The following is a 25,017-nucleotide window of genomic DNA, read 5'->3' on the forward strand; positions in this document are numbered from 1 at the left end:
TCAACAAAAGAGCCGCCCGTTTGATTGAGCTATCGTGCCCGTTAGTGGAAAAACATAAGCTTTATAATTCCTGCTTGAGTGGCATAAATCTAGTTGGTTCTAGTTGTTCTGATTCAATGACAATTGCAGTCATCCCTACATCAGTACCCGACTCATGCCACTCCCCACTATTCCAAAAAACAGCACAACCGCTTGTCACGGGTATCTTCATTTTGTCTTTACCAGTTACCCATCCATTACCTTGTACTACAAGAAATAATTGATTTGTAACAGCTTGGTGGTAACCTACAACTCCCTGGGCATTAATATGTATACAGCCAATACTTGATTCCGTCGTAGTCTGAATCACCCTTGACATAATAAAGTTCGAATCAAACTTATTAATTTGTACACCAACATTTTCATCGAAGCGGAATATCTCCACACTTGTTCACTCCTTTCACACTATCGTGCCCTTTACTTGAATGGTCGGCCTACACAATCCTGTTAGCGGCATATTGCTTCGCTACAATCCAACCATTTAATCCGTATGAAGAATAGATCACATAATATAGATATCCTTCTTTCATAAGCCGAATTGATAATTCATCAATGCTGTCATAGTGCAATGGCCAGCAATAGTCTTTTTGTTTCTCCAACAGCTCTTTTTCATTCTCAAAAAATCGGTTCAACCCATATTCTTGAATGTCCAAGATAATACTTCCCTCTAGTTGGGTTTCGAATCGATGAGCTAGTACATCTTCAAATGAAACTTCCACTCGTTCGGAGTTACTTGGTGCTTCCGTGAATAGAATTATTTTGTGATTTTTCAAATCAACAAGATAAGATGTGATCTCGTTATCATGAATGCTAATCATTTGGCACCTCCTCAATAAGGATACTTTACACTCTTTTCTAGGATGGTTCATTGACATAAATGTCCGATAGCGGAACAGGCCACCGTTATTTTTCCGGCAGCCTGCTGTCATTGCGCTGTGCTATTGTGCCCGTTAGTTCAAAAGAATTTTATATAGCGATCTCCATATTAATGGACGGATGATACTCATAATTAATCAATTTAAAATCATTAATAGTAAAATCATCTATATTCTTTATTTCCGGATTGATCCAAAGTTCAGGAGCTGAAAATGGAGTACGTTGAATTTGTTCTTTAAGAGGATCTATATGTCTTTCATAGATATGGATGTCATTTAGATTTAGAGTTAGTGTTCCTAATTTGTATCCTGTTACTTGTGATATCATTCTTTGCAATACGTAATATTGGAAAACATTAAATGGGTTTCCAAGGCCGATATCATTTGACCTGGCATTTACCACTAAATGAAGAATCCCCTGCTTTACAAGCCATTGATTGTTCCAAACACAAGGGTAAAGTTCCATTTGATCTAGATCATCAATATTCCAAAGAGACACTACGTGTCTTCTTGACGCAGGATTATTGATTAACTCGTTAACCAAATTATGAACTTGATTTGTAATTTGACCTTTTAACATAATTGGCTTGCCTAACTGGTATCCATAGGCTTTTCCTATATTATTATTTTCGTTTGTCCACTCTCTCCATATCTTCACTTTGTTTTCATCTAGGTAGGAACAGTCACTTGTTCTTTTAACATAGAACCACAACAATTCGTGAATTGCAGACTTCCATGGGACTCTTTTTGTTGTTAGTATCGGAACTTCAGAGTTATCGAATTGCATTTGCCTTGATATTAAGCTTTTTGTGAAAGCTGGAGAACCGTCTGACCAAATCGTTCGAACATTTTGATCTTTGTCCCAAACTCCTTCATTTAGAATTTCAGTCACCAGTTTACTATATATCTCATCAGCCTTTCCCATCCTTATAACCTCCAAAAATTCGAATATGCTTTTTCTTTATTCGGTGAGAATAACTCTATCTCCTCTTATATTGAAACAACGTACTTCCACGCAAAACTGCCCCGTTACTTCAATGAAAACGGCAGCTGATCGTTAAGCCAGCTGCCGTTGTGTTGTATTGAGCGATATGCCCCGTTGGTTGAACAAACTCAAAGTTACTACTCGTTGTATAACCTAGACAATAAGTTAAATGCTGGACTTACTTCCCAGGTTTCATACGGAATAAAACCTTTTGCACGCATCGCATCCAGTGTACGAGACTTTTGGTTTGGACGGGTTATATATTGGTCTATATTCGATTCATTTAACTCAACATATCTGGCTTCTATAATTTCTTCTGGTTGAATTTTTATTTCTCCACTCACATACTCAGCCTTAAAAACAATTGATAAAACATGCTTCGTTGCATTATAGTACACACCTGTAATTCCTAGAGGGCGGATTACAATACCAGTCTCTTCAAGAAACTCCCTATAAACAGCTACATCTAAAGGTTCGCCAACCTCAACGTTTCCCCCTGGCATTTCCCAAGTATCCGAGCGCCAATGTGTCCGTAGTAATAACACTTCACCTCTCTCATTCATAACGTAAGCAGAAACAGAAACAGTATGTTTGGGTTGTTCGTGTACCATGTAGTATCACCATCCTAAAATTATCACTTAGCTATCCAGCACATTAGAGCAACGCAGCTGCAGATCTATGTCGGTAACCGCATCTAGAACTTCGTAAATAATTCCATTTGTAGGGTATTCGCGATATTTTAAGCCTATGCTGCCCGTTAAAGTACTGAAGCCACCGATCATGCAGGCAGCTTCGTCATAGTTGTGTTTGATGTGAAACGCGACCGCTGAATGATTCCTCCGCAGCCCCTTGATGTAGATCGTTCAACTCTTGTGCCCCGTTAGCTTAATCCTTTTTGGTAATCGTAACTTATCTCAATTGAAAATAATAATTTCACTTTTTATTATTCTTATATAACATTGCGGAGATTACTGATAACTGCAAAGAAATAATAATAAGAAAAGAATAAATCACTTCGGAATCATTAGCTAGAAAGCTATTAATTATGAAGAATAATATAATTGACGCAGTAAACATACTTATAAAAAATATAAATTTATCCATCAAACATCCCTCTATTTCTTGATTAATAATTACAAACCATTAGCAATTGTGAGTTATTTTTTGAACTATCGTGTCCCGTTAGCTTAATATCATCTCTAGAGGACATTCCCCTGGGCTCTACTCCTCAAACCGTAAAGTGAATACGAGCGCCCATTCCGTTCTGCTTAACGACTCCGGCGAAAGGTCAGCGGTATGTATGCCATTGGAACTGGTGGCTTGCATGCCGAACACATGAACAGGCTGATCGGCCGAAAATGTATGCTGCTCCGTATCCTGAATCAAACCTCGTGCGGTTAACTTTTCATCCCACGGGATAGTAAAGGTAGAGAGGCTTGATCCCGATTGATTTACCGTACAGACTTTAATCGTGCTGAACTCGTTCTTCCCCTCAATGGGTACCGTATCTATAGAAATAATGACCTCGATTTCGTTACTACTCTTCTGCTCTTCCGAACTAAAGAATAACTCCCCGATCGAGCCCGAGGAATTCATTTTCCGTCCACTCTTCCAAATGTCTATATCCAATTTAGCGTTTGGTTTGCTGCCCTCATAAGTTAATTTAAAAGCGCCGGTCATCGAGCCGAGGAATAGCTTAAACTTGGCTGCATCTCCTTTGAATAAATCAACAGGCGTCAGCTTAATCTTAGCAGGTTCCGGCTTGCCGCCAGGTGGGATCTCATAACTTTCTGCGAAACATCCGGTTAAGACGAATAACACAATTAATATGCAAGCTATTAACCGCATGGCACCACCTCCAGCCTTAGTTGAACGATCCAATAGTTCATACTGACCCATATCGCTTGTGCGATTGTGCTAACGTGTCCCGTTAGCTTAATTTTTCATCATTTTCCTCTAATTACTTAGTTGAAAAAATTCTTTATTGTGGTCATTCCAGCTAATTTCCACTTCGATTGGCATAGTCTCGTCAGTTACTGTGCAACCGGCACAACTACGCTGAATTTCAATAATTCTTCCTTTGTAGTCACTCTCTTTACGTACCACTTTTCCATTAATGGTTATTTCTAAGTTTTTCAGGCCGTTGTCTGTTTCATTCTTATAACTAAATGTGTACTTTCCATCCTCCCTAACTCCTTCAGTGATGTTTGCAGTGTATTCGCCTTTCCAACTCATACCCTCACCGATAAGAGAAATTGATTTATCACTACAACCGACCAGCACCAATATCATGAACAGAACAATAACTAATTTGTTCATTAAGTCCTCCTGCGGGATATTTCAATTTTGTGCCCCGTTAAGCCAAGCACTTATGCAGAGCGCGGGGAATCAAGGAAATTATAGCTTCGGGCAACAGTGATGAGTTTAATCACCGAACTTTCTGTTGTTCTTCTCAATATAAATTTCTAATGCCTTGATTCCACGGATCAAAAATTTAATTAATAGGTAAAGACTATAAAGACCAAGCAAGATAAACAAGCCATATACAACAATCATGACCTGGGTAAAAATCGAGAATATAGATAGATTACTAGAAACGTTCATAATCTTACCTCCCCTATAGAGATTAATTCATCATGAAACAGCAGAGTGAGTGGGCGCTAGTTGCTAACATACATTCAGTTAATACGATTCCATGAAAATTGCATTAAACTACCCGTTACGAAAATTGGAACAGCGGCAGCAACTCCATTGGAGCGTCTAATGGTTTATGATATACGAGAATATGAACACAATTCGTTGTAAGATTATTTTTCTCTTTCACAGCATCAGTTTAATGAAGGGCCTCTTAAAAGCAATGATTAACGTCATATTCTCATATTCCTACCTGCCTCACAAAATCATTCTCTCCTTGTAAATTTATCCCACTTTGTCTTATTTAGACGCATTATGTTACCAAGAAGTTGCGTCAATCTTCCCTTTAACGTAATGAAGCCGCCGAATAGTGCCGGCAGCTTCGTTATAGATTTCTATTGAACTATAGTGTCCCGTTAGCTTAAGTAGGAAATTGAAGCTAAGCGTAATATCCGCCTGTTACTGGATACTCATTATGTTCAAGAAAATGTTTATACACCTTACTGAAAACTCTGTTCGCCATTGCCTGCTCTTGTTTATCGTTAATTAGCCTAACAACTTCATTAATAGGAGTATCCTCAGGTATTTCACCGTTTTTCAACTTATATAAATCAAGTTCGATTTCGCCAACTAATTCACGCAAACAATTGCCGAATCTGTACCTTGCTATGGTGCCGTTAATTTCTATTAATTCAAACTCAAGACAAATAGCCATTTACATCCCACCTCATTGCATAAAAACATCAAGCCAATTATCACAAAAAGTTTTTAGTTATTCTGCCCCGTTAGCGGAACAGGCCGCCGATTAGTCTTCGGCAGCCTGTTCTCTTTTACGCTAAAGTGTCCGTTAGCGCAGCGAGACCCGCTGTTGAATAACTTCACAATCACCGTTTATCTTTTTTCAGCTATCACAAATGTGTAATCCCCTAGTTCACTACTGTATCGATCAAGGATTTCTTGGATCTGTCCATTTTCAATGTCAGTTTTTAGTCTGGTACAGCCAGCATCGATCTCTTCTTGAGATGCCAGACTTGCAAAGGTCGAAATGCCTGTGCGAACATTCGGGTTTAAATACATGCTTGGATCATACTTACCGCTGTAAAGGAAAAAGTCCTGAAGTGTGGGCTGAATTAAAAATGTTTCAAGTCCAACGATTATAAAGCCAGCCTGCTTTAGATAATCAACTACATCCGTAACCTTTGGCATCTGGCTACACGAATCCATCATTGCTTGAGGAAAATAATCTTTTAACCAATACCTTTCCATTTGTTCTGGAGAAGAAGTAAAGATTACAAATCTTCCTTGACTTAGCACCCTGTGCACCTGCTCGAATGCTTTCAATAGATCCTTAAAATGGTGAATTGCTAAAATACATGTAGCCCCTGAAAACTCGCCCTCTTGGTACGGCAAATGCTCTACATCTGCCTGATCCCAGGTAACATGACTTGATTTGTTGCGTGCTTTATTTAACATTTCCTCCGATATGTCAGTCCCCGTCATATTCAGTCCTAGGTTAGATAAAGCAATGGTATAATTACCAGTCCCACAACCGACATCGAGAACTTGCGAATCATTAAAAACTTGAAGGTGGCTCATTAGTCGTCGTGTGATCTCCAAATCAGCTTTGCGCGTTGTGTCATACTCTATCCCAATTACATCATACAATGCCATACGAGATACCCAACCTTCTCTCTGGGATTAGCTACAACAAATAATTTACCATAAACAGGGTTGAACCAATAGTTCTAATACGGTAACAAAGGTCGTCGAACCGATCCGCAGACAACCTGTAAATTGTTGAAAAAATGAAGCAGATGGTAATTATATCAATACGCAATGCTGCCCGTTAGCAGAATAGGCTGCCGAGTCAATTCGGCAGCCTATTCCTTGTTGATCTCTTGTGCCCGTTAGTTGAACAAAGGCAACCTCGCTTCTAGTCGGTTGCCTTCTTGCTTATTAAACTATTTTACCTGTGAAATCAAGACAAAACTTATTTTAAAAACTAAATCACTTTGGGCTCACATTCAAATGATAAAGTTTAACAATGTCCACTTCTTTATATTCTTTGATGTCTTTCATTATTCCAAGTGCACCACCAACATCATTGTCGCAACCCGATAGCACCGTCCAGGTACCATTTTCATTAGTCATGGTTCCAAACCCAGCACAAATCGTGCTATTGCTTATATCAGTCGCCAAGGCGTCTCTTGAGTTGTCATATTTGTAATGAATCACTTTACCATCATAATATAATTCTTCAAAAATGAAACCAATATCAATGCCTTTGAGTGTTATACGAATTTGAGCTGGTGTTTTTTCATCTACTTGTTTGAGAAACTGAGCCCATTTGTCTATGTTATAACTCAGTCCAAACCCCCAAAGGACCACATCTTCATTCTGAACGGCTTCTTCAAAAGAATAATCCCCGATTATCGGAGGAAACTCTCCATTTGCAGTTATAGCATTCTCTCGACTTCCGCAAGCAGTGAGTAAGACAAGTACAAGAGGCAACACGAATACAATTCTAATCAAATTAATCACCTCGAACCTTAATATATAGGTGGAATTTCTGAGTTCTCATGCGATTGTTTCTTCAAGTTAAGCGAGTAAGCCCAAGTGTGCTGAAGCAGTTAAATTCCTCATGAACATCACAATTATTAACAATAATTATTCAATACTTCGTTGATGAATCCTGCCCGTTACTTCAATGAAAAACGGCAGCCGATAATCATTCCAGCTGCCATCATGCTATATTGAGCTATTGAATCGCCTCAGCCATTTCTACTGCGCAACCAACTTCAAGAACTAGCCTTTACTATTGCAATGTAAAGGGATCGCTCACCAAATCAATTTGCGGGCTATCCGCTTCTGTGCCAAGACGTATCCGTTTCACAACCCGGTACTCACCTGCTGGCAAATATTTTAGAATGACGGGGTCATCACTAAAATGAGTGCCAGGTTTTAATTCTATACCAATAGAATCAAATGCGAAATTGTTTAAGACGACAGTCTCCCATTCCTTATTCTCCAGCTTCTGGGTCGTAAAATCAGTACCAAATGACAATAGCTTATCGGTATTGTTCGTGACTGTAATGCCAAGCCTATCATCGTGTACGTAAGCTGTCTTATCTAGCGAAAACGTTATTTTATTCTTTATCTGAAGATCATCCAACTTAAAGTCCTGCTTGAACACCGTTTCAACTGAAGGTTCGACTATGTTGTTTGAATGGTTCGATTCGACTTGTCCAGACGAGCATGCTGTTATGGAGATCGCGATTAGAGCGAGCATCAAAAATGTTTTCATCGTATCCCCCTATCATGCGCTGCTTTATCTTTGAGGTATTCTTGAATTGAATTCAACTATCCTGCCCATTAGTCGAGCAAAGGCTGCCGTTCATGTCGGCAGCCTGGACATGGTTGTTTATTCAACTATCGTTCTCCGTTAGCTTAACGGGACGCGTTGTTAATTATTCTTGACCTGGTTCTGGAGAAAGACTGATTTCTTTTAAAAATGGTGCTCGTAAATTATTTCGATAGATTGAGACCAAGTAAGTAGATCCTTCTTTAATTAGCGGGAGAACTATTTGGGGTACTCTTACTTTTTGTTCTGAATTGTTTGCAAACCGAACAGTCATAGCACGATCTTCCTTGTTTACTACAGTAATTATTGCACTATGTCTGGCAAAAACATAGTTGTAGTAGCAGAAGTAATATCCTGCAATAAGCAAAATACAAACAATCAAATATTTTTTCTTACCTATGTTACTCACCTCACAGAAGATCTAAATAAGATTCAACAACCTGTCAATATTACCTTATATTGGATGTCCATGAGAAGAGGCTTATTACGCTAAACTGCCCCGTTAGCTGAATAGGCTGCCGATCCGATTCGGCAGCCTATTCCTTGTTGCGCTATTGTGCCCGTTAGCTTAACACACCACGTCAATAAAAGCCTGCGGCATGAAAACATGTGTAGTCACTCCCCATTTTTCAATTGAAGCTGACCGGTCAAACTTTCTACTGCGAGAATAAAATCTTGTTTAGTCATTAAGTTATTGCCTAGAACGGTAAACTGTAGCTTAGTGTCGTCCTGTTGAAGCACGAAAGTAAGAGAACAATGATTCGGTTCGTAAATGACTTCCCTACCGCCAATATTGATAATTTCTGCCTGTGCATCAAGATTACTTGTAGACATGGAGCCAGTAGATTCGGTCATATGTACACTTAGAACTGAAAAAACTGGATTGTCCTCATCGACATAACTGAATTCGACCCGCTCGACTTGATCGGTTAGTTTCACCGGTTCAACCAGATAAGTAAGATTCGAGTCAATCGATTTAGAATACCATTGTTCCAACTGCTCATGCTCAACTTGATCAGTCTTATATCGAATCGTTCCTTTGGAAAACCTGTAGGATGGATATAATTTCGCAGGAGGCTTGAATTTCAAAGAAGGCAGGTTCTTCATTTGTTCCAAATCGGTGACTAACATATCTTTTTGCAACGGGAAGTAGTGCCCATCAATTTGATAGGCTTCAGCAATCAGAAAAACTACGGCTTCTCCTGGTTCTAATGAACTTGCGACCTCCGACATTTTGCTCTTGTACTGGGAGAGAATGCTTTCAATTTTACGATTTATTTCCACCCTCTCGCTTGAGGACTGTTTATATTCAAAAGTAGCGTTTTTCTCCGCGTCGTGAAGAATGAACTTGGATAATAAAGCATAGGTATGAGATCCTGAGACAAAGATTACGCATATGCACAGTACAACAATCGAAACAGGGATTGGCCTAATCCATCGCGATATTTCAAAATTCTTTTTCTTAAGCAACAATAAACCCGTTTTAAAAGACTCTACATCTGGCTTTGGAACAGACTCTTTTTTCCAGGACTCTTCAAACTGTTCATAGGTATGAAATGCTGGTTTGTTCATGTTCAGGATCTCCTTTTTCAGACTCAAGCGACTTTTGAAGTTTTCGTTTTGATCGTTCGAACTTCTTCCTGGTGGTTGCGGACGAATAATTAATAATTGCTCCGATTTCTTCAAATGATTTATCCTCTATAATTCGGAGCACCATAATGGAACGCTCCTCGGAAGATAATCCGGACAACAATCGATCAATGTCCAATGACAATTCCACATTAGCCAAAGAAGCATCCTGAAAGGAATCAACATTCCGTTCTTGTACGAAAGGTAGTAAACGGAGCAACTTTCTTTTTTTAAGGATGTTCAAGCAATGGTTATGCGCGATTCGATAGATCCAGTTTGCTTCGGATTGAATATTCTGCTGATCGTTGAAACTCTTCATCGTTTTTACAAAAATATCCTGACAAGCATCCTCCGCATCTTGCCGTTGCCGGAGCATGTGGTAACAGTACTTAAAAATTGGATTGTGATATCGATCAATCATGCTCTCTACCCATGTATTGCTACCGTTAGTTTCCAATTTCTCACCACTTTTCAACCTTTATACTATTAAAGACAATCAAAGAAATGATAATGTGACCACAAAACAAAAAAACCGCAACATTGCTCGGTCTTCTGTTCGACATATAGATTGATGCGATGTCCATAAACACAGTCGGTCGTTGACTGCAAACCATTGTACCACATATTGGAACTAAACTGCCCGTTAGTTGAATAAACGGCAACCTCTCAGCAGGTTGCCGTTTATTTCGTGGGCTCGCTGTTGATCTTGCACCAATTCGCGTGAATGTAGTTTCACCTGGAATCGTAGACACCTATATATGCTGGAATGGCTGAGGACGATCGTAATGCTTTGTTTAATTCAATTAGTAAGCAATTACCGGTAGGTCGGATTGCTCAGCCAGAAGATATTGCAGCCACTTATGTTTATCTCGCTCAAAACGGCTTTACAACGGGTTCTGTAATTATGATTGAGGGCGGCGCGCTATTAAGCTGAATCATAGCTTGCCAATGACAGAGAAATAGGCATTGCTTTCTTCTTATTCCTGGTGCAGACAAAATAAAGGAGCCGGGTACGGAAAGCTATTTCATCGCCATCCTCGACGAAGTAATGGCCAAGTTCGAAAGGAATTAAGTACTGCATGGATAAATGGAGGGTGTTGGAGGACTGGCTAAGCGGATACCTTGATGCAATCAATACGGAATTGGAGCATCGTACGGGCAATGCTTGCAGTTTAGAAACCGAGCGAGATACAATCATGGCTGTTCGGTACACGATGAGCCGAATCAGCGATATCGTACAAGATTCGGATGATTTAGACGAGTAGTGACCATATAAGGTAGCTGACGTGCCGATTAGGCATGCTCTGAGCAACCGGAGGCAAAAAGACTTTTCCGGATCGTGTTGTTCTGATCCTATGTGATGATCTTCGCAGTAAACTAACAATAGCAATGCAATGTCACAAAAAAGACCCGAGGAAACTTATCCTCGGGTCTTACCTTTAATGCCAAACTGAATTACAACTCACATATACGTTTCTGATCAGCTAGCTATACCGCCTCTGTCTCATTGCTTCATAGAGCAGCACCGTCGTCGCCATCGCCACATTCAGCGATTCCGAACGCCCGTGCATCGGAATGATGATCCGCTCATCGACCTGAGCGAGCGACTCCTCGGACAGCCCTTGCGATTCGCTGCCCATCAGCAGCCACGTAGGCTCGTTCCAGTTGTAGCCGTAGCAGGTCGATGTCGCCTGCAGGCTTGTCCCGACGAGCGTGATGCCGCGTTCCTTCGCTTCCGGCAGCAGCTTCGCCAAGTCGCCTTCGATGACTGGCAAGTGGAAGAGCGAGCCCATAGTCGAGCGGACCGTCTTCGGATTGTACAGATCGACGCAGCCTTGGCCGAGGATGACGGCATCTGCGCCAACCGAGTCCGCGCTGCGGATAATAGTGCCGACATTGCCGGGATCGCGCACGCCGTCCAGCACGATGACGAGCGAGTTCGGCCCCCAGAGCGCCGACGGATTCGGCATCGGCTTCGCGACAACGCCGAACACCGGCGGCGGCGTGTCCGTTCCGGTACATTTTGCGATAATGGCCGGCGTCGCTTCAATCAGCTCGCAATCCGTTTGGCTCAGCAGCGTGCGCAGCTCTGCGGGAATGCCCCGCTCCATGTCGATGACGATCGTCTCGACATCTGCTTCCGCCTGCAGCGCCTCCTGCACCAGATGCACGCCCTCCACGATGAACCGTCCCGTACGGTCGCGGTGCTTCTTCTCGAGCAGCGCCGCCATCGCTTTCACTTTCTCATTCTGCAATGAAGTAATACTCATCATTCGTTTATTCATATGTATTCCCCACGTTCATTCAGCCTTCCGCATATTCACGCTCTAGTTTCGATATATCTTTGTTTCTGCCTGCGATGACCAGCACGTCGTTCTCTTCAACCCAATCATCGCCAAAAGGAGCAATATTCATTTCCGCGCCGGACTTGATCGCCAGCACATTGCATTTATAATTCGCCCGGATATCGAGCTGCTTTAAGGTTTTGCCCACCAATTCAGACGGAGCCTTCAGCTCCACAATGCTATACTCCTTAGACAGCTCAATAAACTCAAGGATATTCGGAGATACTAAGTTATGCGCTAACCGCATGCCCATGTCCCGCTCCGGGAACACAATCTTATCCGCGCCGATCTTGCTCAGCAACTTGCCATGAAGCTCGTTCTGCGCTTTCACGATGACTTGCTTCACGCCGAGTTCCTTGAGAATCAATACGGTCAGGATGCTCGCTTGAATATCTTCGCCGATCGCCACAACGACCACATCGAAATTCGAGATGGCAAGTGACCGAAGGGTATCTTCATCTGTCGTATCCGCCGCAACCGCATGAGTAGCCCAGTCCGATACATCCTGAATGATCTGCTCACTCCGATCTATGGCAAGCACATCGAATCCAAGTTCCATTAACGTAGTGACTACGCTAGAGCCGAAACGCCCCATTCCGATTACTGCAAACTGCTTCTTAGCCAAGCTCATGTTCCTCCCTGACCAGTGGTCGAAATCCTTTCGCCTAGTATATCACAATTACCGGATTTATCCGAATAAGCAGCCTGCTGCTTCCGGCATGAAATGAAGCGACGCAGGAGATATTAACTGTCGAATCTGTAGTGAAGATGGAGGGATCAGATTGAACAATCTTGATTTGCGGCAGGCAATCGTTCGTCGGGTACAAAATAAAAATGGTGAGGAACTGACCGACGTGATCGAAAGCTCCATCGGCAATGATGAACGAACGCTGCCCGGACTCGGGGTACTGTTCGAAATGATATGGAAAAACAGCGAGAAGCCCGATCAAGAGCGCATGGTCGGTGTACTGTACAATGAGCTGAACGGCGTAGACGAGAGCGCTCCGCCAAGTCCGAGCTGAACGAAGCAGAATAACAAAAACAGCTTGCCCACAGAAGAATCGAATCATCCCGTCTATAAAGCCGCGATGATTCGATTGTCCGCTGGACAAGCTGTCTTTATTTTCTTACAGGGATGGCGCGTTCTCGAGAGCCGGCATTGCTTCCGGACGCTCGCAAGTGCTTTCCATCGTGTAATGCTTGCCGTCACGGGAAGCATCGTGGAAGCCATGCATCGCTTCAAGCACGTGATAAGCCATCGCGCCGTTCGCACGGTGGGTGCGCCCTTCGACAATTGCACGCGCCATATCCGCTACGCCGATGCCGCGGTTGTTGTCCGTGTGGCCGTGCGTGAGTTCGACTTCTTCCCACTCGCCGCCTAGCTTGCGAACCTTCACCGGACCGCCGAACGTGTTCGGGTCTGGCACAAGAATCGAGCCTTCGCTGCCGTGCACTTCGATGTTCGGAAGCGATGTGCCTGCTTTCGTATCGAAGCTTGTCATCAGCGTTCCGACTGCACCACTATGGAAATCAAGCACGCCTGCAATATGCGTTGGCGTCTCAACTGTAATCACTTTGCCGTTCTTCTTCTCGCTCGTAATCGTACGCTCAGGGTACGAGATGACAGCAGAGCCTGTCACTCTGCGGATTGGACCGAGCAGAGTAATATACGCTGTCAGGTAGTATGGACCCATATCGAACATTGGACCGCCGCCCGCTTCATAGAAGAACTCCGGATCCGGATGCCAGCCCTCAGGGCCGCCGCCAAGCATGAAGCCCGAGATGGAGACAGGCGTACCGATCGCACCGTCATCAATCAGCTTACGGCAAGTTTGGATACCGCCGCCAAGGAAGGTTTCAGGAGCGCTAGCAACGCGAAGCCCTTTCGCAGCAGCCAGTTCAAGCACCTTCTTGCCTTCTTCGCGTGTTACCGCAAGTGGCTTCTCCACGTACACATGCTTGCCTGCTTCCAGCGCCTGCAAGCAAACCGATGCATGAGCCTTCGGAATCGTCAGATTCACGACAATCTCAATCTCAGGGTCAGCGAGCAATTCTTCTACCGTGTAGGCCTTCGCCAGACTGAACTCTTCCGCACGCTGTTTCGCACGCTCCAGGTCGATATCCGCTGCTGCGACGAGATCAATTTCGTCATACTTCTTCAAGTTAGTAAAATAAATCTGGCTGATATTGCCGCAGCCGATTACGCCGACTTTCACTCGTTTCATGTTCGTATGCGCTCCTCTATCTATGTAGTCCTGTCGTTAAAAGGAACAGCTTACCCAAGCCGGGCAAGCTGTTCTTGTCTGATTCTAATAGTGTATCGTTATTTGGACTGTGCTTCAAGCGCTGGCATAGGTTCCGGACGCGTGCACGTGCTCTGCATCTCGTAATGTTTGCCTTCGCGGGATGCATCGTGGATGCCATGCATCGCCTCAAGCACATGGTACGCCATCGTGCCGTTCGCACGATGCTCGCCGCCTTCGCGAATCGCGCGCGCCATATCCGCTACGCCGATGCCGCGGTTGTTGTCGGTATAGCCATGCGTCAGCGAAATCTCTTCCCAGTCGCCGCCTCTGCGGCGCAGCTTCACAACGCCGCCGAAACCGTTCGGGTCTGGTACGAGCAGCGTGCCTTCACTGCCGTGAATTTCGATGTTCGGAAGCGTTGTGCCAGCCGCAGCGTCGAAGCTCGTCAGCAGCGTGCCGATCGTGCCGTTCTCGAAATCAAGCACGCCTGTAATGTTCGTTGGCGTCTCTACCTCGATGATTTTGCCACGCTTCTTCTCGCTCGTAATCGTTCTTGTCGGATGCGAGATGCGCGCCGAGCCGGTTACACGCTTGATCGGGCCAAGCAGCGTAACGAACGCAGTCAGATAATAAGGACCCATATCGAACATCGGGCCGCCGCCGATCTCATAATAGAACTCAGGGTCCGGATGCCAGCTCTCATGACCGCCGCAGAGCATGAAGCCCGTTGCGGACACCGGCGTGCCGATTGCACCATCATCAATCAGCTTGCGGCAAGTTTGAATGCCGCCGCCAAGGAACGTCTCTGGCGCGCTTGCGACGCGGAGCCCTTTCTCAGCTGCAAGCTTCAACACTTGCTGGCCTTCTTCACGAGTCACGACGATCGGCTTCTCCACGTACACATTCTTGCCCGCTTCAAGCGCTTTCAAGCAGACCGAAGCATGCGCCTTCGGAATCGTCAGATTGACGACGATCTCAATCTCCGGATCGGCGAGCAGCTCATCTACCGTATACGCTTTCTCCAAGTTAAACTCTTGCGCACGGCTCCGAGCGCGTTCAATATCAATATCCGCTGCGGCTACCAGCTCAACCTCGGGATATTTCTTCAAATTCGTAAAATACACATGGCTGATATTACCGCAGCCGATAATGCCCACTTTAACGCGATTCATCTAGCAGTACGCCTCCTCTAATCACGAACATTTCATTTTCAACTATAGTTACTTCGCTGCCCACAGGAATCCGCGGCGCATCAACTCAAGCACTTGCGGCATCGCTACGATGTTCGCTTGGTGACCGAGCGAGTTGTAATAAACGCGGCCTTGACCCCATGTTTTGGTCCATACGATTGGCATCTTAACATCGTCAAAATTCGTCGTTGCATGCACCTTAACCGCTGGATCAACATGCATATAATACTTCTCCGTACGCACTTCGAAGTCGCCGATACCCTTCGTCAGCGGATCTTCCTCGCTCACCATGTTCACATCGTAGCGAACGCCGTCATTGCCCGGATGAGCAACCCACTGGCCGCCAACCATGAACTGATAATCGACTTCATTGCGGAAGGAATCGCCCATGCCGCCATGGCAGCCTGCGATGCCGCAGCCGGCTGCAACCGTATCAAGCAGCGGTCGAAGCTGCTCTTGCGTAATCGAACCCATCGTCCAGATTGGCACGATCAGATCAAGCGACGCCATCAGCCCCGCATCCTTGTAAGCATCCAACGTATCCGATACGGTTACGTCGAACCCTTCTTCCTTCAATACGCCTTCACAAATTTCAGCGACTTCCTTCGGCTGATGACCGTCCCAGCCGCCCCAAACGATGAGTGCTTTTTTCATTGGTGATACCATCCTTCTTACCAAAGTATGTTTATCTCAGCTCTGAAATCGAAACCCAGCGGCGTTCTTCAATCGACTTGTCGACCGCTTCCAATACAGCCTGGCACTCTACGCCGTCCACGAAGTTCGGCACCGGCTGGCGATCTTCTTCAATCGCAAGCATGAACTCATGGAACTCGTGCGTGAACGTGTGCTCATAGCCGATACTGTGACCAGCTGGCCACCAAGCCTCGCTGTAAGCGTGTGCACCTTCTGTCGCGTGAACACGGCGGAAGCCTTGTACGTCAGCGGCATCGTCCGTGAAGAACACTTCCAGCTCATTGACACGCTCAAAATCAAACTTGATACTGCCCTTGCTGCCGTTAATTTCGAACGAGTTCGTACAGCGGTGGCCTGGCGCGAAGCGAGTCGCTTCAATGCTGCCAAGCGCGCCGTTTGCGAAACGGGCAAGGAACAATGTCGCATCGTCAACGGTAACTTCGCCGCGCGGCGCGTCTTTATCAGCTTTCTTGCTAAGTCCAGTATTAAGCTCGCTTGAAGATGCTTCGAGTGGACGTTCTTTGACAAACGTCTCGCTCATGCCGATAACCTCTTTGATATCGCCAACGAGGAAACGAGCCATGTCGATAACATGCGCGCCAAGGTCGCCGTGCGCGCCGGAGCCGGCAATTTCCTTCTGCAAGCGCCATACGAGCGGGAACGAAGGATCGACGATCCAGTCTTGCAGGAAGAAGCCGCGGAAGTGATAAATTTCACCGAGACGACCTTCTGTCACGAGCTTCTTAGCCAGCTGAATCGCAGGAGCGAAACGGTAGTTGAAGCCAACCATATGCTTCACGCCAGCTTCCTCAGCCGCGTTCAGCATTTCAATCGAATCTGCAAGATTAAGCGCAAGCGGCTTCTCGCAGAAAATATGTTTACCCGCTTTAGCGGCGGCAATTGCAATTTCTTTATGCGCATCACTTGGCGCGTTGATGTCGACCAAATCAACATCATCACGGGCAATCAGCTTACGCCAGTCTGTCTCCGCTTGCTCCCAGCCGTATTGTGCGCGCGCTTGCTCAAGTGCAACAGGGTCACGTCCACAAATGACTGCCATCTCTGGGCGAACAACCTTTGGGAAGAACATCGGAAGGGCACGATAACCATTGCTATGGGCCTTTCCCATAAATTTATAACCAATCATACCGACTCGAATTTTGCTCATCTTCTCATTTCATCCTCTCAAGCGAATTAGGTTTACTTTCGTCAATTAATCGCGAGTTTCTCTGAATACTTGGGATGATGCACGTTCAATCAGTTTCACAGGCAGTTTGATTTCGAAAGGTTCAGGCGATTCGTTCTCCGACATCGCGTCTAGCAGCCTTGAAGCCGCCTCGCAGCCGACCTCGTAGAATGGAACACGGATGGAACTTAGCGGCGGCTCGGTCATCCGAGAGATGTCGGAATCGTCGCAACCGACGAGCGCAAGATGCTCGCCAACACGAATGCCACGCTCCCTGAGTCCTTGCAAGAGCCCAATGGCCATCCGGTCGTTCGCAGCAATGACTGCATCCACTTCACCGCATTCCACCAGCTTTGCAACCGCTTCCGAATTTCCGTAGCCGCTCTTTCGGCTATAGTTGCCGACGAGAACATGCTCCGGCTTATACGGCAGCCCCGCTTCCTTCAGCGCCTGCCGGAAACCTTTCAGTCGATCTAAGCTGTTCGAATACTCCGCCGGACCGTTCAAGAAACAGATTCGGCTATAGCCTTGTTTCACAAGATGTTTGCCTGCATGATAGCTGCCCATACGCTGATCGGCATCTACGGTGCTGAATGCTTCACCTTCGAAACGTTGATTGACCAGGCAGAACGGAAAGTCTCCGTCCTTCAACTCCCGAAGCGCAACACGCTCGGAAGGAACGTCCTGCGCACCTAAGATGATGCACCCGTCAATCTTCTGTGTTCGAAACAAGCTGGCGTAATCCCGTGGCTCATGGGGTTCTCGGAACAAGAGCAGCAGATCATACCCCCGTTGTTTGGCCGTTATCCCAATGCCGCTTAACACTTCAGAGAAGTAGTGCGTAGAGAAGAGATTCACTTTAGGCAGCATAGGCAGGATGACGCCAAGGTTGCCGCTTCTGCGCAGCGCGAACCGCTGTGCCAACGCATTCGGAACATACCCCAGCTGATTAGCCGCTTCCATAACTCGTCTTGCTGTTTCTTCCTTCACGTTATCAGCGCCGCTTAATACCCGCGACACCGTCGCTTCCGATACGCCTGCAAGCTCCGCTACTTTTCTACGAATAAGCCCTTCCTCCCTTCCATGTTACTGGAAATGTACACGCGTACATTTTCTCATGCAAAAAAGCGCCTGTCAATATGTAAGATTACGACTTCAGGCGCTTTATCTGATATTCTTAGAAGCTGTTCGGGTGCGGCGGGCTCGGCGGCGGAAGTGCTTCGTTGCGATCCTTGGCTGCGCTTACCATTAACAATATAGCAGTTATAATATGCATAATCATACCGACAATCGGAATCCACGCAACTACTGAAGTAATAATGCCGAGAATGCTGCCAGTCTTAGATTTATTCTCCTTGGAGCAGAACACTAGCGTAACGATATGCAGAATTAACATCACAAACAGCGGGGTCCATGCCATCGAGATGACGAATAGTCCCCCGATAATCGGAATGCCCAGAAAGGCTTCAATCCCGCCCGATACCCAGCGTAATACGCGTGAAGTTGACATATGAGCTTATCTCTCCTCTCCAAAATAAAACAGCCGATCAAGGACGCGTCCTTAATCGGCTGTTCGACATGCTTCATTCCGCGACAGCTAATTTAAGGTGCCATCTCCAAAAACTTGGAGGTTGGGTTCTTCTCCATTGCTGTGCGCATTGCGTATTCGTTCTCGAATAGCGCAACATAGTTATCTTTCTTATCCTTCACAAGCGTGGAATTGATCCGATACTTGGTAGGGTCAATCTTATCATCTACAATCCAGCGGGCGAACTGGAACGTCATCCGGTGGAGTTGAATTTCGACGCCATACTCGGCACGCATCCGATGCTCGAATACTTCGAATTGCAGCTGGCCGACTACGCCGAGAATCGTCTCCTCGAAGCCGCCTGTTGAGTGGAACACTTGAATCGTGCCTTCCTCCGTCAGCTGGTCGATGCCCTTCTGGTATTGCTTATGTTTAAGCGCATTCTTCACCGTTACTTTTGCGAAAATCTCCGGCGAGAACGTCGGCAGCTCGTCGAATACGATCTCGCTGCCCTGCGACAACGAATCGCCGATCCGGAAGATGCCCGGATCGAACAAGCCGATAATATCGCCTGGATAAGCATTCTCGACGATGTCCCGATCCTGCGCCAGGAACTGCTGCGGCTGCGACAGCTTAATGTCTTTGCCGTTACGCACATGGCGTACGCTCATGCCGCGCTCGAAGCGGCCGGAGCAGATACGCAGGAACGCGATACGGTCGCGGTGCGCCGGGTTCATGTTCGCTTGGATTTTGAAAACATAGCCCGAGAACTTCTCGCTCATCGGATCGACGGTTCCGGTCGTGCTCTCTCTTGGCGTCGGTGACGGCGCCAGCTGCAGGAAGTTCTCAAGGAACGTCTGCACGCCGAAGTTGTTCACCGCACTGCCGAAGAACAGCGGCGTAAGCTCGCCTGCACGGACTTTCTCATAGTCGAATTGGTCGCCTGCAACGTCCAGCAGCTCCAGATCCGAGATCAGCTGATCGGTCAGGTAATCGCCCGCCATCTCGCGAATATGCGGATCATTGTAATCCGCTACTTTTTGAACTTCAATCGTTGAATGGTCGTTCCCGTTGAACAGTTCTACCTGACTCTTCATCCGGTCGTAGACGCCGCACAGCTCACGGCCCATGCCGATCGGCCAGTTCATCGGAACCGCGCGAATGCCAAGCACGCGCTCCAGCTCTTCCATTAGCTCGAAGGGACTCTTCCCTTCACGGTCAAGCTTGTTGATGAACGTGAAGATTGGGATACCTCGCTTGCTACACACCTGGAACAACTTAATCGTCTGTGCCTCGACGCCCTTCGCGACGTCGATCAGCATCACGGCGCTGTCCGCTGCAGTGAGCGTGCGGTACGTATCTTCAGAGAAATCTTGGTGACCAGGCGTATCGAGAATGTTTACGCGATGTCCGCTATAGTCGAATTGCATAACCGAGGAAGTAACGGAGATACCCCGCTGCTTCTCGATCTCCATCCAGTCGCTCGTTGCATGGCGGCTTGCTTTACGCGCCTTAACGGAACCCGCTTCACGGATGGCGCCCCCGAACAGGAGCAGCTTCTCCGTCAGTGTTGTTTTACCCGCATCCGGGTGAGAGATAATGGCGAACGTGCGCCGTCTCTCTACTTCTTGCTTTATTTCATCTGCTATCGTAAGTTTGCTCATCGTTATTCCCTTCGTCCTTTACAGCCCACAAATCAATCATGGCCATTCGTTTCAGTCCTCTTGCCGTCCTTCTAGCATATGCCTCACCAGCATCCGCGTGCGTCCAGACTATCTAAGGTCACTTCGGTCCGCCCGAAATCCAGATGACATTGTCTTCAGCTTGCCCGTTCACCGGCCACCAGTGGAAGCCGTCTGCTGCGAGCAGCTCTTCAGCGCTCTTCGGTCCCCACGAGCCCGCAGGGTACAATTGCAGATTAGAGCTGTCTTCGCGCCAAGCCGCTGCGATACGGTCAACGAACGACCACGCCTCAGCCACTTCATCCCAGCGCGTGAAGTAAGTCGATTCGCCGCGAGCCGCGTCATAGATGAGGCGCTCGTAAGCTTCCGGCGTGTTGATGCCGATCATGCAGCTTTGGCAGAACTCCATCGATACCGGCTGAACGACATTGTCGACGCCCGGTTTCTTCGCATTGATCTTGATATAGATGCCTTCCATCGGGTTAACCCGAATAACGAGCAGGTTCGGCGCCAGATCGTGACGCTGCGCGAACAACATGTTGTCCGGCACGTTCTTGAACTCGATGACAACCTCAGTCGTCTTCACCGGCAGGCGCTTGCCTGTACGGATGTAGAACGGAACGCCCGCCCAGCGGAAATTATCCAAGTACACACGAGCGGCAAAATACGTCTCCGTCGTCGATTCCGGACTAACCGAATCTTCTTGGCGATAGCCGGTGAGCGCTTTATCACCGATCGAACCTTCGCTGTATTGACCGCGAATGACGTGCTGATTCACTTCCGCAGCCGATTCGAACGGACGAAGCGAACGAAGCGCTTTAACCTTCTCGTCGCGGAGATCTTCTGCATGAAGACGGCTAGGCGGCTCCATCGCAATCATCGCCAGCATCTGCATCGAATGGTTCTGTACCATGTCGCGCAGAGCGCCTGACTTATCGTAATAGCCGCCGCGCTCCTCAACGCCAACCGTCTCCGACAGCGAGATTTGGACATTGGCAATATGTTTATTGTTCCACAGCGGCTCAAAAAATGCATTCGAGAACCGTAGCACTTGAATGTTCTGCACCATTTCTTTACCAAGGTAATGGTCGATGCGGTAAATCTCTGACTCCTCAAACACTTGGCTCAGCTGCTGATTCAGCTCACGAGCGGATTCCAGATCGTAGCCGAACGGCTTCTCAATAACAAGTCGATTCCAGCCCGTCGACTCGAGGAGTCCGCCATCGCGCAGGTTGAACGAGACAGGTCCGAACAGATTCGGCGCAAGCGCCAAGTAGAACAGACGATTGCCCGGGATATTGAACTTCTCATCCAAGCCTTTGCTTAGACGTGCAAGCTCGCGGAAGCCTTCGACATTGTTGATATCGAGTGACATGTAGACAAAATGCTCCGCAAAACGTTCCCAAGCTTCCGCATCGTCAGCTTTATAACGGCAGAACTCACCGATCGATTCATGCACATCGGCGCGGAATTGCTCATTCGTCCGCGGTCTGCGCGCAAGTCCGACAACAGCGAAATTCTCAGCCAGCTTGCCTTCCTTATATAAGCTGAAAAGCGCAGGAAACAGCTTCCTCCGCGCCAAGTCGCCTGTAGCTCCAAACAAATAATAAACCGCACCCTCTGCGGCAATCGTATCCTGTTTGCTCACTTCGGTCTTTTCCCTCATTCTCTGTTATGTATTTTCACACATGTACTGTGTGGTTCAATTTATGTTAGTTTAGCATATTGAGCCAGTAGATGCTATTCATGCACCGACAAAATATCGCCCAGCAGCTGGTAAATTTTCTTATTCCTGCTCCGTATAATCGCCTGTTATGAGTGGCACTCCAATGATCAGTTCCCGAGCTGTTTCGCCTGTCGTCAGCGCACCTGCAATTTGTAAATTCACCTTTGCCGCCCCGCTCTGCACGCTGCTTCGCAGTAACTCGGTATAGTACGTCAAGCTGGACGTATGCTTATCGTCGTACGACTCCACTTCCTTCGCTTCCGCAGCTGCCGCAACTCTAACAGGAGCATCCACTTGCACCATCTCTCCGCGAACCGTAAAGCCCCCCTGCAAAAGCAAACCAGCAGCATTTGCCGCACTTTCCACCTTTCCCACCTCATCCGAAATCACCTTGCTGCCGGACCCTCTGGCCGTATCAAGCAGCAGGACAAGCTCGAATGAAGCATCGGCAGAATTGCTTAATTGGCCGACCGGCTTTGATCGGACCCACAGCTTCAACTTATCTACATCATTCGTGGCTGTAATATCAACAGGCGCGTCACCACTCAAGCCAGGTGGCAGCGTGAATCCAAGCGTCGAGGCAAGCTGCTCGATTCCTTCCGCATTCGCTTCGCCATCCCAGCGGAACGACCAATGCGCCCCTTCTGCTCCGCCTACGTAGGACGTGCTGCTCCATTTCCACACTTGTTCAAAATCATACGATACCGCATGGTCTGTCTGACCTGATGCGGGGATGTTGCGGTTATGCCATAGGGTCCAGGTTACGAGAATGAGCAGCAGAACGACCACGGCGAGTATGCCGCCTCTCGATTGACGGCGATGGTTAGCTGGCATACGAAGATCCGCTCCCTTCAAGAGTTCTTATATCCTTATAAGCTGTAGGTAAACATCCATACGCACTTACCTGTAGGTGAATACACTGTCTCAGGAACTTTAAAGGGGAGGTGTCATCGAAGTTGCAACCTATATATCCACTTCATGAAGATACAATTAAACAGTATTGCGGCATGCCTGTCTGTGTCGTCACGAACGAAGGCACGCGACATGTCGGTATTCTCAGCCGATGCCACGGCGGACGCATAATGCTGAATGAGACAGAAGCAAATATGAAGCAGAAGACTGCTGGAGCTACAGTTGGGCAGCAAGGAAAGGTCACGAATACGAAGGTGAAGAAGAAAAAAGGCGGCAAGCCGGGCAAAGCGGCGGTAGAGGGTAAGTCTGGGACGAAGGAAGCCGTGCAGACGCAAGCTTATTATCCTTACGATCCGTACTACTATGGCGATCCTTACTACGGGTATGGTTATAATCCATATTGGGGCGAGGCGCTTGCTTTCGATTTGGCGTCCCTTGCATTTCTGTTCCTGCTCATATAATTCGGCATCCAAAGCCCATACCCTTTCGCTTGCAGCTTAGCTGCGCGGGGTGCGGGCTTTTTCATTGCTGGCGGACAACGATATGATAATCGACAAGATGGAAAAATTTATTTAAAATGTAAGGTAGATGAACAATTGCGATCGGAGGGATTGCTGTGGTTCTGCCTTACTCTGTACCCGCTATATATGGAACGGTTCGGCATACGCGGGAACCGGTTCAGCCCGTTGAACGGTACGCACTTTATCCCTATTCGGGCCAAGGCTATATGTCGCTGATATCGCAAAATAGGAGGAAGCAAGTCGCCGCATCCATTCCGGCACGCGGCTCGGTGGGCAGCTTTACGCTTCCGAAGCAGGCACTCGCTGCTCTGAAGGCAGCAGCAGACAGCTCAGCGGCTTGGCTCGCTCAGAGTGATATTACTAGCGATGCGCTCTCAGACATTCGGATGAAGGGCAAGTCTGCATTCGAACAGCGCTCCGTGCAAGTGGATGGGACGAGCGCTGCCGGCGTATTCGGGGAAGCTGACGCCAACGCATCCCGGACAGACTACAGCGTTCAAGTCGCCTCGCTTGCCAGACGTCAGCAGAATCAAGGCTATGAGCTAACGAAGAATGCGCCTTCCGTCATCAGCTCCGGTGCGCATATCTTTACGCTTCAAGCAGGCGGGCAGACACGTTCACTCGCTACCGTCATTCGTCCCGGAGATACGAATGCGTCAGCGCTAGGCAGATTGCAGAACAGTATCAATGGAGCTTCAATCGGCATATCAGCATCCGTGCAAGAGAATCAATCGAACGGGACGGTTAAGCTTGTCTTGGAGGCTAGCAGGATAGGAACAGAGCATGCTTTCTCGCTTCAGGATCAGAGAGGCAACGCTACGGCTTCGAGCGGCGCAGACCGGACGGTCATCAAGGCATCGGACCCGCACGTTCTGGTGGATGGCAACGTGATTGATTCGGATGAGACGAATACAATCGTGCTGCAGCAAGGCCGTGTGCGAATCTCGCTGAACGATATGAGCGGACCTGCTGATTTCACGATCAAGGTACGCAATAATTCCGATGCGCTGCACAGCCAGCTGCAATCGGTAATCCATGAAATCAATATGCTGCAGCATACTTTCGATGCGTCCAGCTACTTGAACCCGGTGCTGAAGCTGCGTGTGGATGACGTGCTGCGAAGCCCGGAGCATGCGTCGATCGGCATTTCACAATCGCAGCAAGGCAAGTGGAAGATCGATGAAGAGAAGCTGAGTGCTGCAGTGGAAGCTCGGCCGGAAGAGGTAAGCCGAATCGTAAACAGCCGACACGGGCTGGCGTCCCGGCTGCAGCAGACGATTGCCCAGCTGTCGGAGCTGCCGACAAAATCCCTGATCAGCACGAAGGCGAGCGGATTTCAGCCGTTCACTCTGTACCGCTCCTCTTCCGACTCGTATTTGCAGCTTCCGCTGGATGGGTTGTTTATGAATTCGTTCATGTGAGTTGGCGGAAAGATTGTCGCTCGCATATTTGAATAGCCGGCTGG

The 25,017-nt window shown here is 47.3% G+C and carries 30 protein-coding genes; 6 read left to right on the forward strand and 24 right to left on the reverse strand.

The genetic code is table 11. The annotated features are described in order from the left end of the window. Nucleotides 1-61: 61 nt before the first annotated feature. From AC0YNX_RS23770 to AC0YNX_RS23830, 13 genes are all read right to left on the reverse strand, one after another. Complete coding sequence (locus AC0YNX_RS23770) at nt 62-424, reverse strand: cupin (RefSeq protein ID WP_475818195.1); 363 nt, start codon at nt 422-424, stop codon at nt 62-64. A 49-nt stretch (nt 425-473) separates the two neighbouring features. Continuing rightward, nucleotides 474-857: a hypothetical protein gene (locus AC0YNX_RS23775; protein WP_475818196.1), complete on the reverse strand. Its 384-nt coding sequence runs from the start codon at nt 855-857 to the stop codon at nt 474-476. Nucleotides 858-1,005: 148 nt separating this feature from the next. Continuing rightward, the gene (gene thyA, locus AC0YNX_RS23780) at nt 1,006-1,839 is read right to left on the reverse strand and encodes a thymidylate synthase (RefSeq protein ID WP_475818197.1); all 834 of its coding nucleotides are present in this window, start codon (nt 1,837-1,839) and stop codon (nt 1,006-1,008) included. A 197-nt stretch (nt 1,840-2,036) separates the two neighbouring features. Continuing rightward, nucleotides 2,037-2,510 (reverse strand): NUDIX hydrolase, encoded by a 474-nt coding sequence (locus AC0YNX_RS23785; protein WP_475818198.1) that lies wholly within the window; start codon nt 2,508-2,510, stop codon nt 2,037-2,039. A gap of 610 nt (nt 2,511-3,120) precedes the next feature. Further along, nucleotides 3,121-3,747, reverse strand: a complete 627-nt coding sequence (locus AC0YNX_RS23790) for a hypothetical protein (RefSeq protein WP_475818199.1) — start codon at nt 3,745-3,747, stop codon at nt 3,121-3,123. A gap of 108 nt (nt 3,748-3,855) precedes the next feature. Next, entirely contained in the window at nt 3,856-4,218 is a 363-nt protein-coding gene (locus AC0YNX_RS23795) for a hypothetical protein (protein ID WP_475818200.1), read from the reverse strand. Nucleotides 4,219-4,972: 754 nt separating this feature from the next. Beyond that, complete coding sequence (locus tag AC0YNX_RS23800) at nt 4,973-5,248, reverse strand: hypothetical protein (RefSeq protein ID WP_475818201.1); 276 nt, start codon at nt 5,246-5,248, stop codon at nt 4,973-4,975. A 176-nt stretch (nt 5,249-5,424) separates the two neighbouring features. After that, nucleotides 5,425-6,204, reverse strand: coding sequence for a class I SAM-dependent methyltransferase (locus AC0YNX_RS23805; RefSeq protein WP_475818202.1), 780 nt, complete (start codon nt 6,202-6,204; stop codon nt 5,425-5,427). Nucleotides 6,205-6,540: 336 nt separating this feature from the next. Next, nucleotides 6,541-7,065: a DUF4362 domain-containing protein gene (locus tag AC0YNX_RS23810; RefSeq protein ID WP_475818203.1), complete on the reverse strand. Its 525-nt coding sequence runs from the start codon at nt 7,063-7,065 to the stop codon at nt 6,541-6,543. Nucleotides 7,066-7,348: 283 nt separating this feature from the next. Further along, nucleotides 7,349-7,837: an immunoglobulin-like domain-containing protein gene (locus AC0YNX_RS23815; RefSeq protein ID WP_475818204.1), complete on the reverse strand. Its 489-nt coding sequence runs from the start codon at nt 7,835-7,837 to the stop codon at nt 7,349-7,351. 163 nt (nt 7,838-8,000) lie between these two features. Beyond that, on the reverse strand, nt 8,001-8,303 hold the full coding sequence (locus tag AC0YNX_RS23820; RefSeq protein WP_475818205.1) for a hypothetical protein: 303 nt from the start codon (nt 8,301-8,303) through the stop codon (nt 8,001-8,003). Between the two features lie 206 nt (nt 8,304-8,509). Continuing rightward, the gene (locus tag AC0YNX_RS23825; protein ID WP_475818206.1) at nt 8,510-9,466 is read right to left on the reverse strand and encodes a hypothetical protein; all 957 of its coding nucleotides are present in this window, start codon (nt 9,464-9,466) and stop codon (nt 8,510-8,512) included. Next, the gene (locus tag AC0YNX_RS23830) at nt 9,438-9,980 is read right to left on the reverse strand and encodes an RNA polymerase sigma factor (protein ID WP_475818207.1); all 543 of its coding nucleotides are present in this window, start codon (nt 9,978-9,980) and stop codon (nt 9,438-9,440) included. The genes AC0YNX_RS23825 and AC0YNX_RS23830 overlap by 29 nt, the downstream gene beginning before the upstream one ends. 257 nt (nt 9,981-10,237) lie before the next feature. On the opposite strand from AC0YNX_RS23830, the gene AC0YNX_RS23835 reads away from it, so the two are divergent. The 3 genes from AC0YNX_RS23835 (at nt 10,238) to AC0YNX_RS23845 (ending at nt 10,788) form a co-directional block, all read left to right on the forward strand. Further along, nucleotides 10,238-10,297, forward strand: a complete 60-nt coding sequence (locus AC0YNX_RS23835) for a hypothetical protein (protein WP_475818254.1) — start codon at nt 10,238-10,240, stop codon at nt 10,295-10,297. Next, a complete protein-coding gene (locus tag AC0YNX_RS23840) occupies nt 10,290-10,457 on the forward strand; it encodes an SDR family oxidoreductase (RefSeq protein ID WP_475818208.1) in 168 nt (55 codons plus the stop codon). The genes AC0YNX_RS23835 and AC0YNX_RS23840 overlap by 8 nt, the downstream gene beginning before the upstream one ends. 145 nt (nt 10,458-10,602) lie before the next feature. After that, the gene (locus tag AC0YNX_RS23845) at nt 10,603-10,788 is read left to right on the forward strand and encodes a hypothetical protein (protein ID WP_475818209.1); all 186 of its coding nucleotides are present in this window, start codon (nt 10,603-10,605) and stop codon (nt 10,786-10,788) included. Nucleotides 10,789-11,007: 219 nt separating this feature from the next. On the opposite strand, the gene AC0YNX_RS23850 is transcribed toward AC0YNX_RS23845, so the two are convergent. Both AC0YNX_RS23850 and AC0YNX_RS23855 read right to left on the reverse strand, forming a co-directional pair. Beyond that, nucleotides 11,008-11,808, reverse strand: a complete 801-nt coding sequence (locus AC0YNX_RS23850; RefSeq protein WP_475818210.1) for a TrmH family RNA methyltransferase — start codon at nt 11,806-11,808, stop codon at nt 11,008-11,010. Between the two features lie 19 nt (nt 11,809-11,827). Next, entirely contained in the window at nt 11,828-12,493 is a 666-nt protein-coding gene (locus AC0YNX_RS23855) for a potassium channel family protein (protein WP_475818211.1), read from the reverse strand. A 157-nt stretch (nt 12,494-12,650) separates the two neighbouring features. On the opposite strand from AC0YNX_RS23855, the gene sspI reads away from it, so the two are divergent. Continuing rightward, on the forward strand, nt 12,651-12,890 hold the full coding sequence (gene sspI / locus AC0YNX_RS23860) for a small acid-soluble spore protein SspI (protein ID WP_475818212.1): 240 nt from the start codon (nt 12,651-12,653) through the stop codon (nt 12,888-12,890). Between the two features lie 105 nt (nt 12,891-12,995). On the opposite strand, the gene AC0YNX_RS23865 is transcribed toward sspI, so the two are convergent. The 9 genes from AC0YNX_RS23865 to AC0YNX_RS23905 all read right to left on the reverse strand — a co-directional run bounded on the left by AC0YNX_RS23865 (nt 12,996) and on the right by AC0YNX_RS23905 (nt 22,953). Beyond that, nucleotides 12,996-14,093, reverse strand: coding sequence for a Gfo/Idh/MocA family protein (locus tag AC0YNX_RS23865; protein ID WP_475818213.1), 1,098 nt, complete (start codon nt 14,091-14,093; stop codon nt 12,996-12,998). 98 nt (nt 14,094-14,191) lie between these two features. After that, on the reverse strand, nt 14,192-15,286 hold the full coding sequence (locus tag AC0YNX_RS23870) for a Gfo/Idh/MocA family protein (protein ID WP_475818214.1): 1,095 nt from the start codon (nt 15,284-15,286) through the stop codon (nt 14,192-14,194). Nucleotides 15,287-15,334: 48 nt separating this feature from the next. Then, nucleotides 15,335-15,958: a ThuA domain-containing protein gene (locus AC0YNX_RS23875; RefSeq protein ID WP_475818215.1), complete on the reverse strand. Its 624-nt coding sequence runs from the start codon at nt 15,956-15,958 to the stop codon at nt 15,335-15,337. A gap of 31 nt (nt 15,959-15,989) precedes the next feature. Then, nucleotides 15,990-17,165 carry a Gfo/Idh/MocA family protein gene (locus AC0YNX_RS23880; RefSeq protein WP_475818216.1) on the reverse strand — a complete coding sequence of 392 codons (1,176 nt, stop codon included), beginning with the start codon at nt 17,163-17,165 and terminating at the stop codon, nt 15,990-15,992. A gap of 45 nt (nt 17,166-17,210) precedes the next feature. Next, a complete protein-coding gene (locus tag AC0YNX_RS23885) occupies nt 17,211-18,248 on the reverse strand; it encodes a LacI family DNA-binding transcriptional regulator (RefSeq protein WP_475818255.1) in 1,038 nt (345 codons plus the stop codon). 112 nt (nt 18,249-18,360) lie between these two features. Next, entirely contained in the window at nt 18,361-18,693 is a 333-nt protein-coding gene (locus AC0YNX_RS23890) for a hypothetical protein (protein ID WP_475818217.1), read from the reverse strand. Nucleotides 18,694-18,785: 92 nt separating this feature from the next. Further along, complete coding sequence (locus tag AC0YNX_RS23895) at nt 18,786-20,375, reverse strand: peptide chain release factor 3 (protein ID WP_475818218.1); 1,590 nt, start codon at nt 20,373-20,375, stop codon at nt 18,786-18,788. 118 nt (nt 20,376-20,493) lie between these two features. Then, entirely contained in the window at nt 20,494-22,041 is a 1,548-nt protein-coding gene (gene zwf / locus AC0YNX_RS23900; protein WP_475818219.1) for a glucose-6-phosphate dehydrogenase, read from the reverse strand. A 138-nt stretch (nt 22,042-22,179) separates the two neighbouring features. Next, on the reverse strand, nt 22,180-22,953 hold the full coding sequence (locus tag AC0YNX_RS23905; protein WP_475818220.1) for a YwmB family TATA-box binding protein: 774 nt from the start codon (nt 22,951-22,953) through the stop codon (nt 22,180-22,182). A 122-nt stretch (nt 22,954-23,075) separates the two neighbouring features. On the opposite strand from AC0YNX_RS23905, the gene AC0YNX_RS23910 reads away from it, so the two are divergent. Both AC0YNX_RS23910 and AC0YNX_RS23915 read left to right on the forward strand, forming a co-directional pair. Continuing rightward, nucleotides 23,076-23,492 (forward strand): hypothetical protein, encoded by a 417-nt coding sequence (locus AC0YNX_RS23910; RefSeq protein ID WP_475818221.1) that lies wholly within the window; start codon nt 23,076-23,078, stop codon nt 23,490-23,492. 155 nt (nt 23,493-23,647) lie between these two features. Next, nucleotides 23,648-24,973, forward strand: coding sequence for a hypothetical protein (locus AC0YNX_RS23915; protein WP_475818222.1), 1,326 nt, complete (start codon nt 23,648-23,650; stop codon nt 24,971-24,973). Nucleotides 24,974-25,017: the final 44 nt, after the last annotated feature.

This window comes from Paenibacillus sp. J31R98, from assembly GCF_056269245.1.

Excerpts from the sequence above, each read along its gene's own strand:
- AC0YNX_RS23845 (WP_475818209.1), top strand. The coding sequence starts at position 10,603 with ATGGATAAATGGAGGGTGTTGGAGGACTGGCTAAGCGGATACCTTGAT.
- AC0YNX_RS23870 (WP_475818214.1), bottom strand. The coding sequence starts at position 15,286 with ATGAATCGCGTTAAAGTGGGCATTATCGGCTGCGGTAATATCAGCCAT.
- AC0YNX_RS23880 (WP_475818216.1), bottom strand. The coding sequence starts at position 17,165 with ATGAGCAAAATTCGAGTCGGTATGATTGGTTATAAATTTATGGGAAAG.
- AC0YNX_RS23825 (WP_475818206.1), bottom strand. The coding sequence starts at position 9,466 with ATGAACAAACCAGCATTTCATACCTATGAACAGTTTGAAGAGTCCTGG.
- AC0YNX_RS23850 (WP_475818210.1), bottom strand. The coding sequence starts at position 11,808 with ATGAATAAACGAATGATGAGTATTACTTCATTGCAGAATGAGAAAGTG.
- AC0YNX_RS23905 (WP_475818220.1), bottom strand. The coding sequence starts at position 22,953 with ATGCCAGCTAACCATCGCCGTCAATCGAGAGGCGGCATACTCGCCGTG.
- AC0YNX_RS23895 (WP_475818218.1), bottom strand. The coding sequence starts at position 20,375 with ATGAGCAAACTTACGATAGCAGATGAAATAAAGCAAGAAGTAGAGAGA.
- AC0YNX_RS23805 (WP_475818202.1), bottom strand. The coding sequence starts at position 6,204 with ATGGCATTGTATGATGTAATTGGGATAGAGTATGACACAACGCGCAAA.
- AC0YNX_RS23795 (WP_475818200.1), bottom strand. The coding sequence starts at position 4,218 with ATGAACAAATTAGTTATTGTTCTGTTCATGATATTGGTGCTGGTCGGT.
- AC0YNX_RS23865 (WP_475818213.1), bottom strand. The coding sequence starts at position 14,093 with ATGAAACGAGTGAAAGTCGGCGTAATCGGCTGCGGCAATATCAGCCAG.
- AC0YNX_RS23785 (WP_475818198.1), bottom strand. The coding sequence starts at position 2,510 with ATGGTACACGAACAACCCAAACATACTGTTTCTGTTTCTGCTTACGTT.
- AC0YNX_RS23800 (WP_475818201.1), bottom strand. The coding sequence starts at position 5,248 with ATGGCTATTTGTCTTGAGTTTGAATTAATAGAAATTAACGGCACCATA.
- AC0YNX_RS23875 (WP_475818215.1), bottom strand. The coding sequence starts at position 15,958 with ATGAAAAAAGCACTCATCGTTTGGGGCGGCTGGGACGGTCATCAGCCG.
- thyA (WP_475818197.1), bottom strand. The coding sequence starts at position 1,839 with ATGGGAAAGGCTGATGAGATATATAGTAAACTGGTGACTGAAATTCTA.
- AC0YNX_RS23815 (WP_475818204.1), bottom strand. The coding sequence starts at position 7,837 with ATGAAAACATTTTTGATGCTCGCTCTAATCGCGATCTCCATAACAGCA.
- AC0YNX_RS23840 (WP_475818208.1), top strand. The coding sequence starts at position 10,290 with ATGGCTGAGGACGATCGTAATGCTTTGTTTAATTCAATTAGTAAGCAA.
- AC0YNX_RS23890 (WP_475818217.1), bottom strand. The coding sequence starts at position 18,693 with ATGTCAACTTCACGCGTATTACGCTGGGTATCGGGCGGGATTGAAGCC.
- AC0YNX_RS23790 (WP_475818199.1), bottom strand. The coding sequence starts at position 3,747 with ATGCGGTTAATAGCTTGCATATTAATTGTGTTATTCGTCTTAACCGGA.
- AC0YNX_RS23775 (WP_475818196.1), bottom strand. The coding sequence starts at position 857 with ATGATTAGCATTCATGATAACGAGATCACATCTTATCTTGTTGATTTG.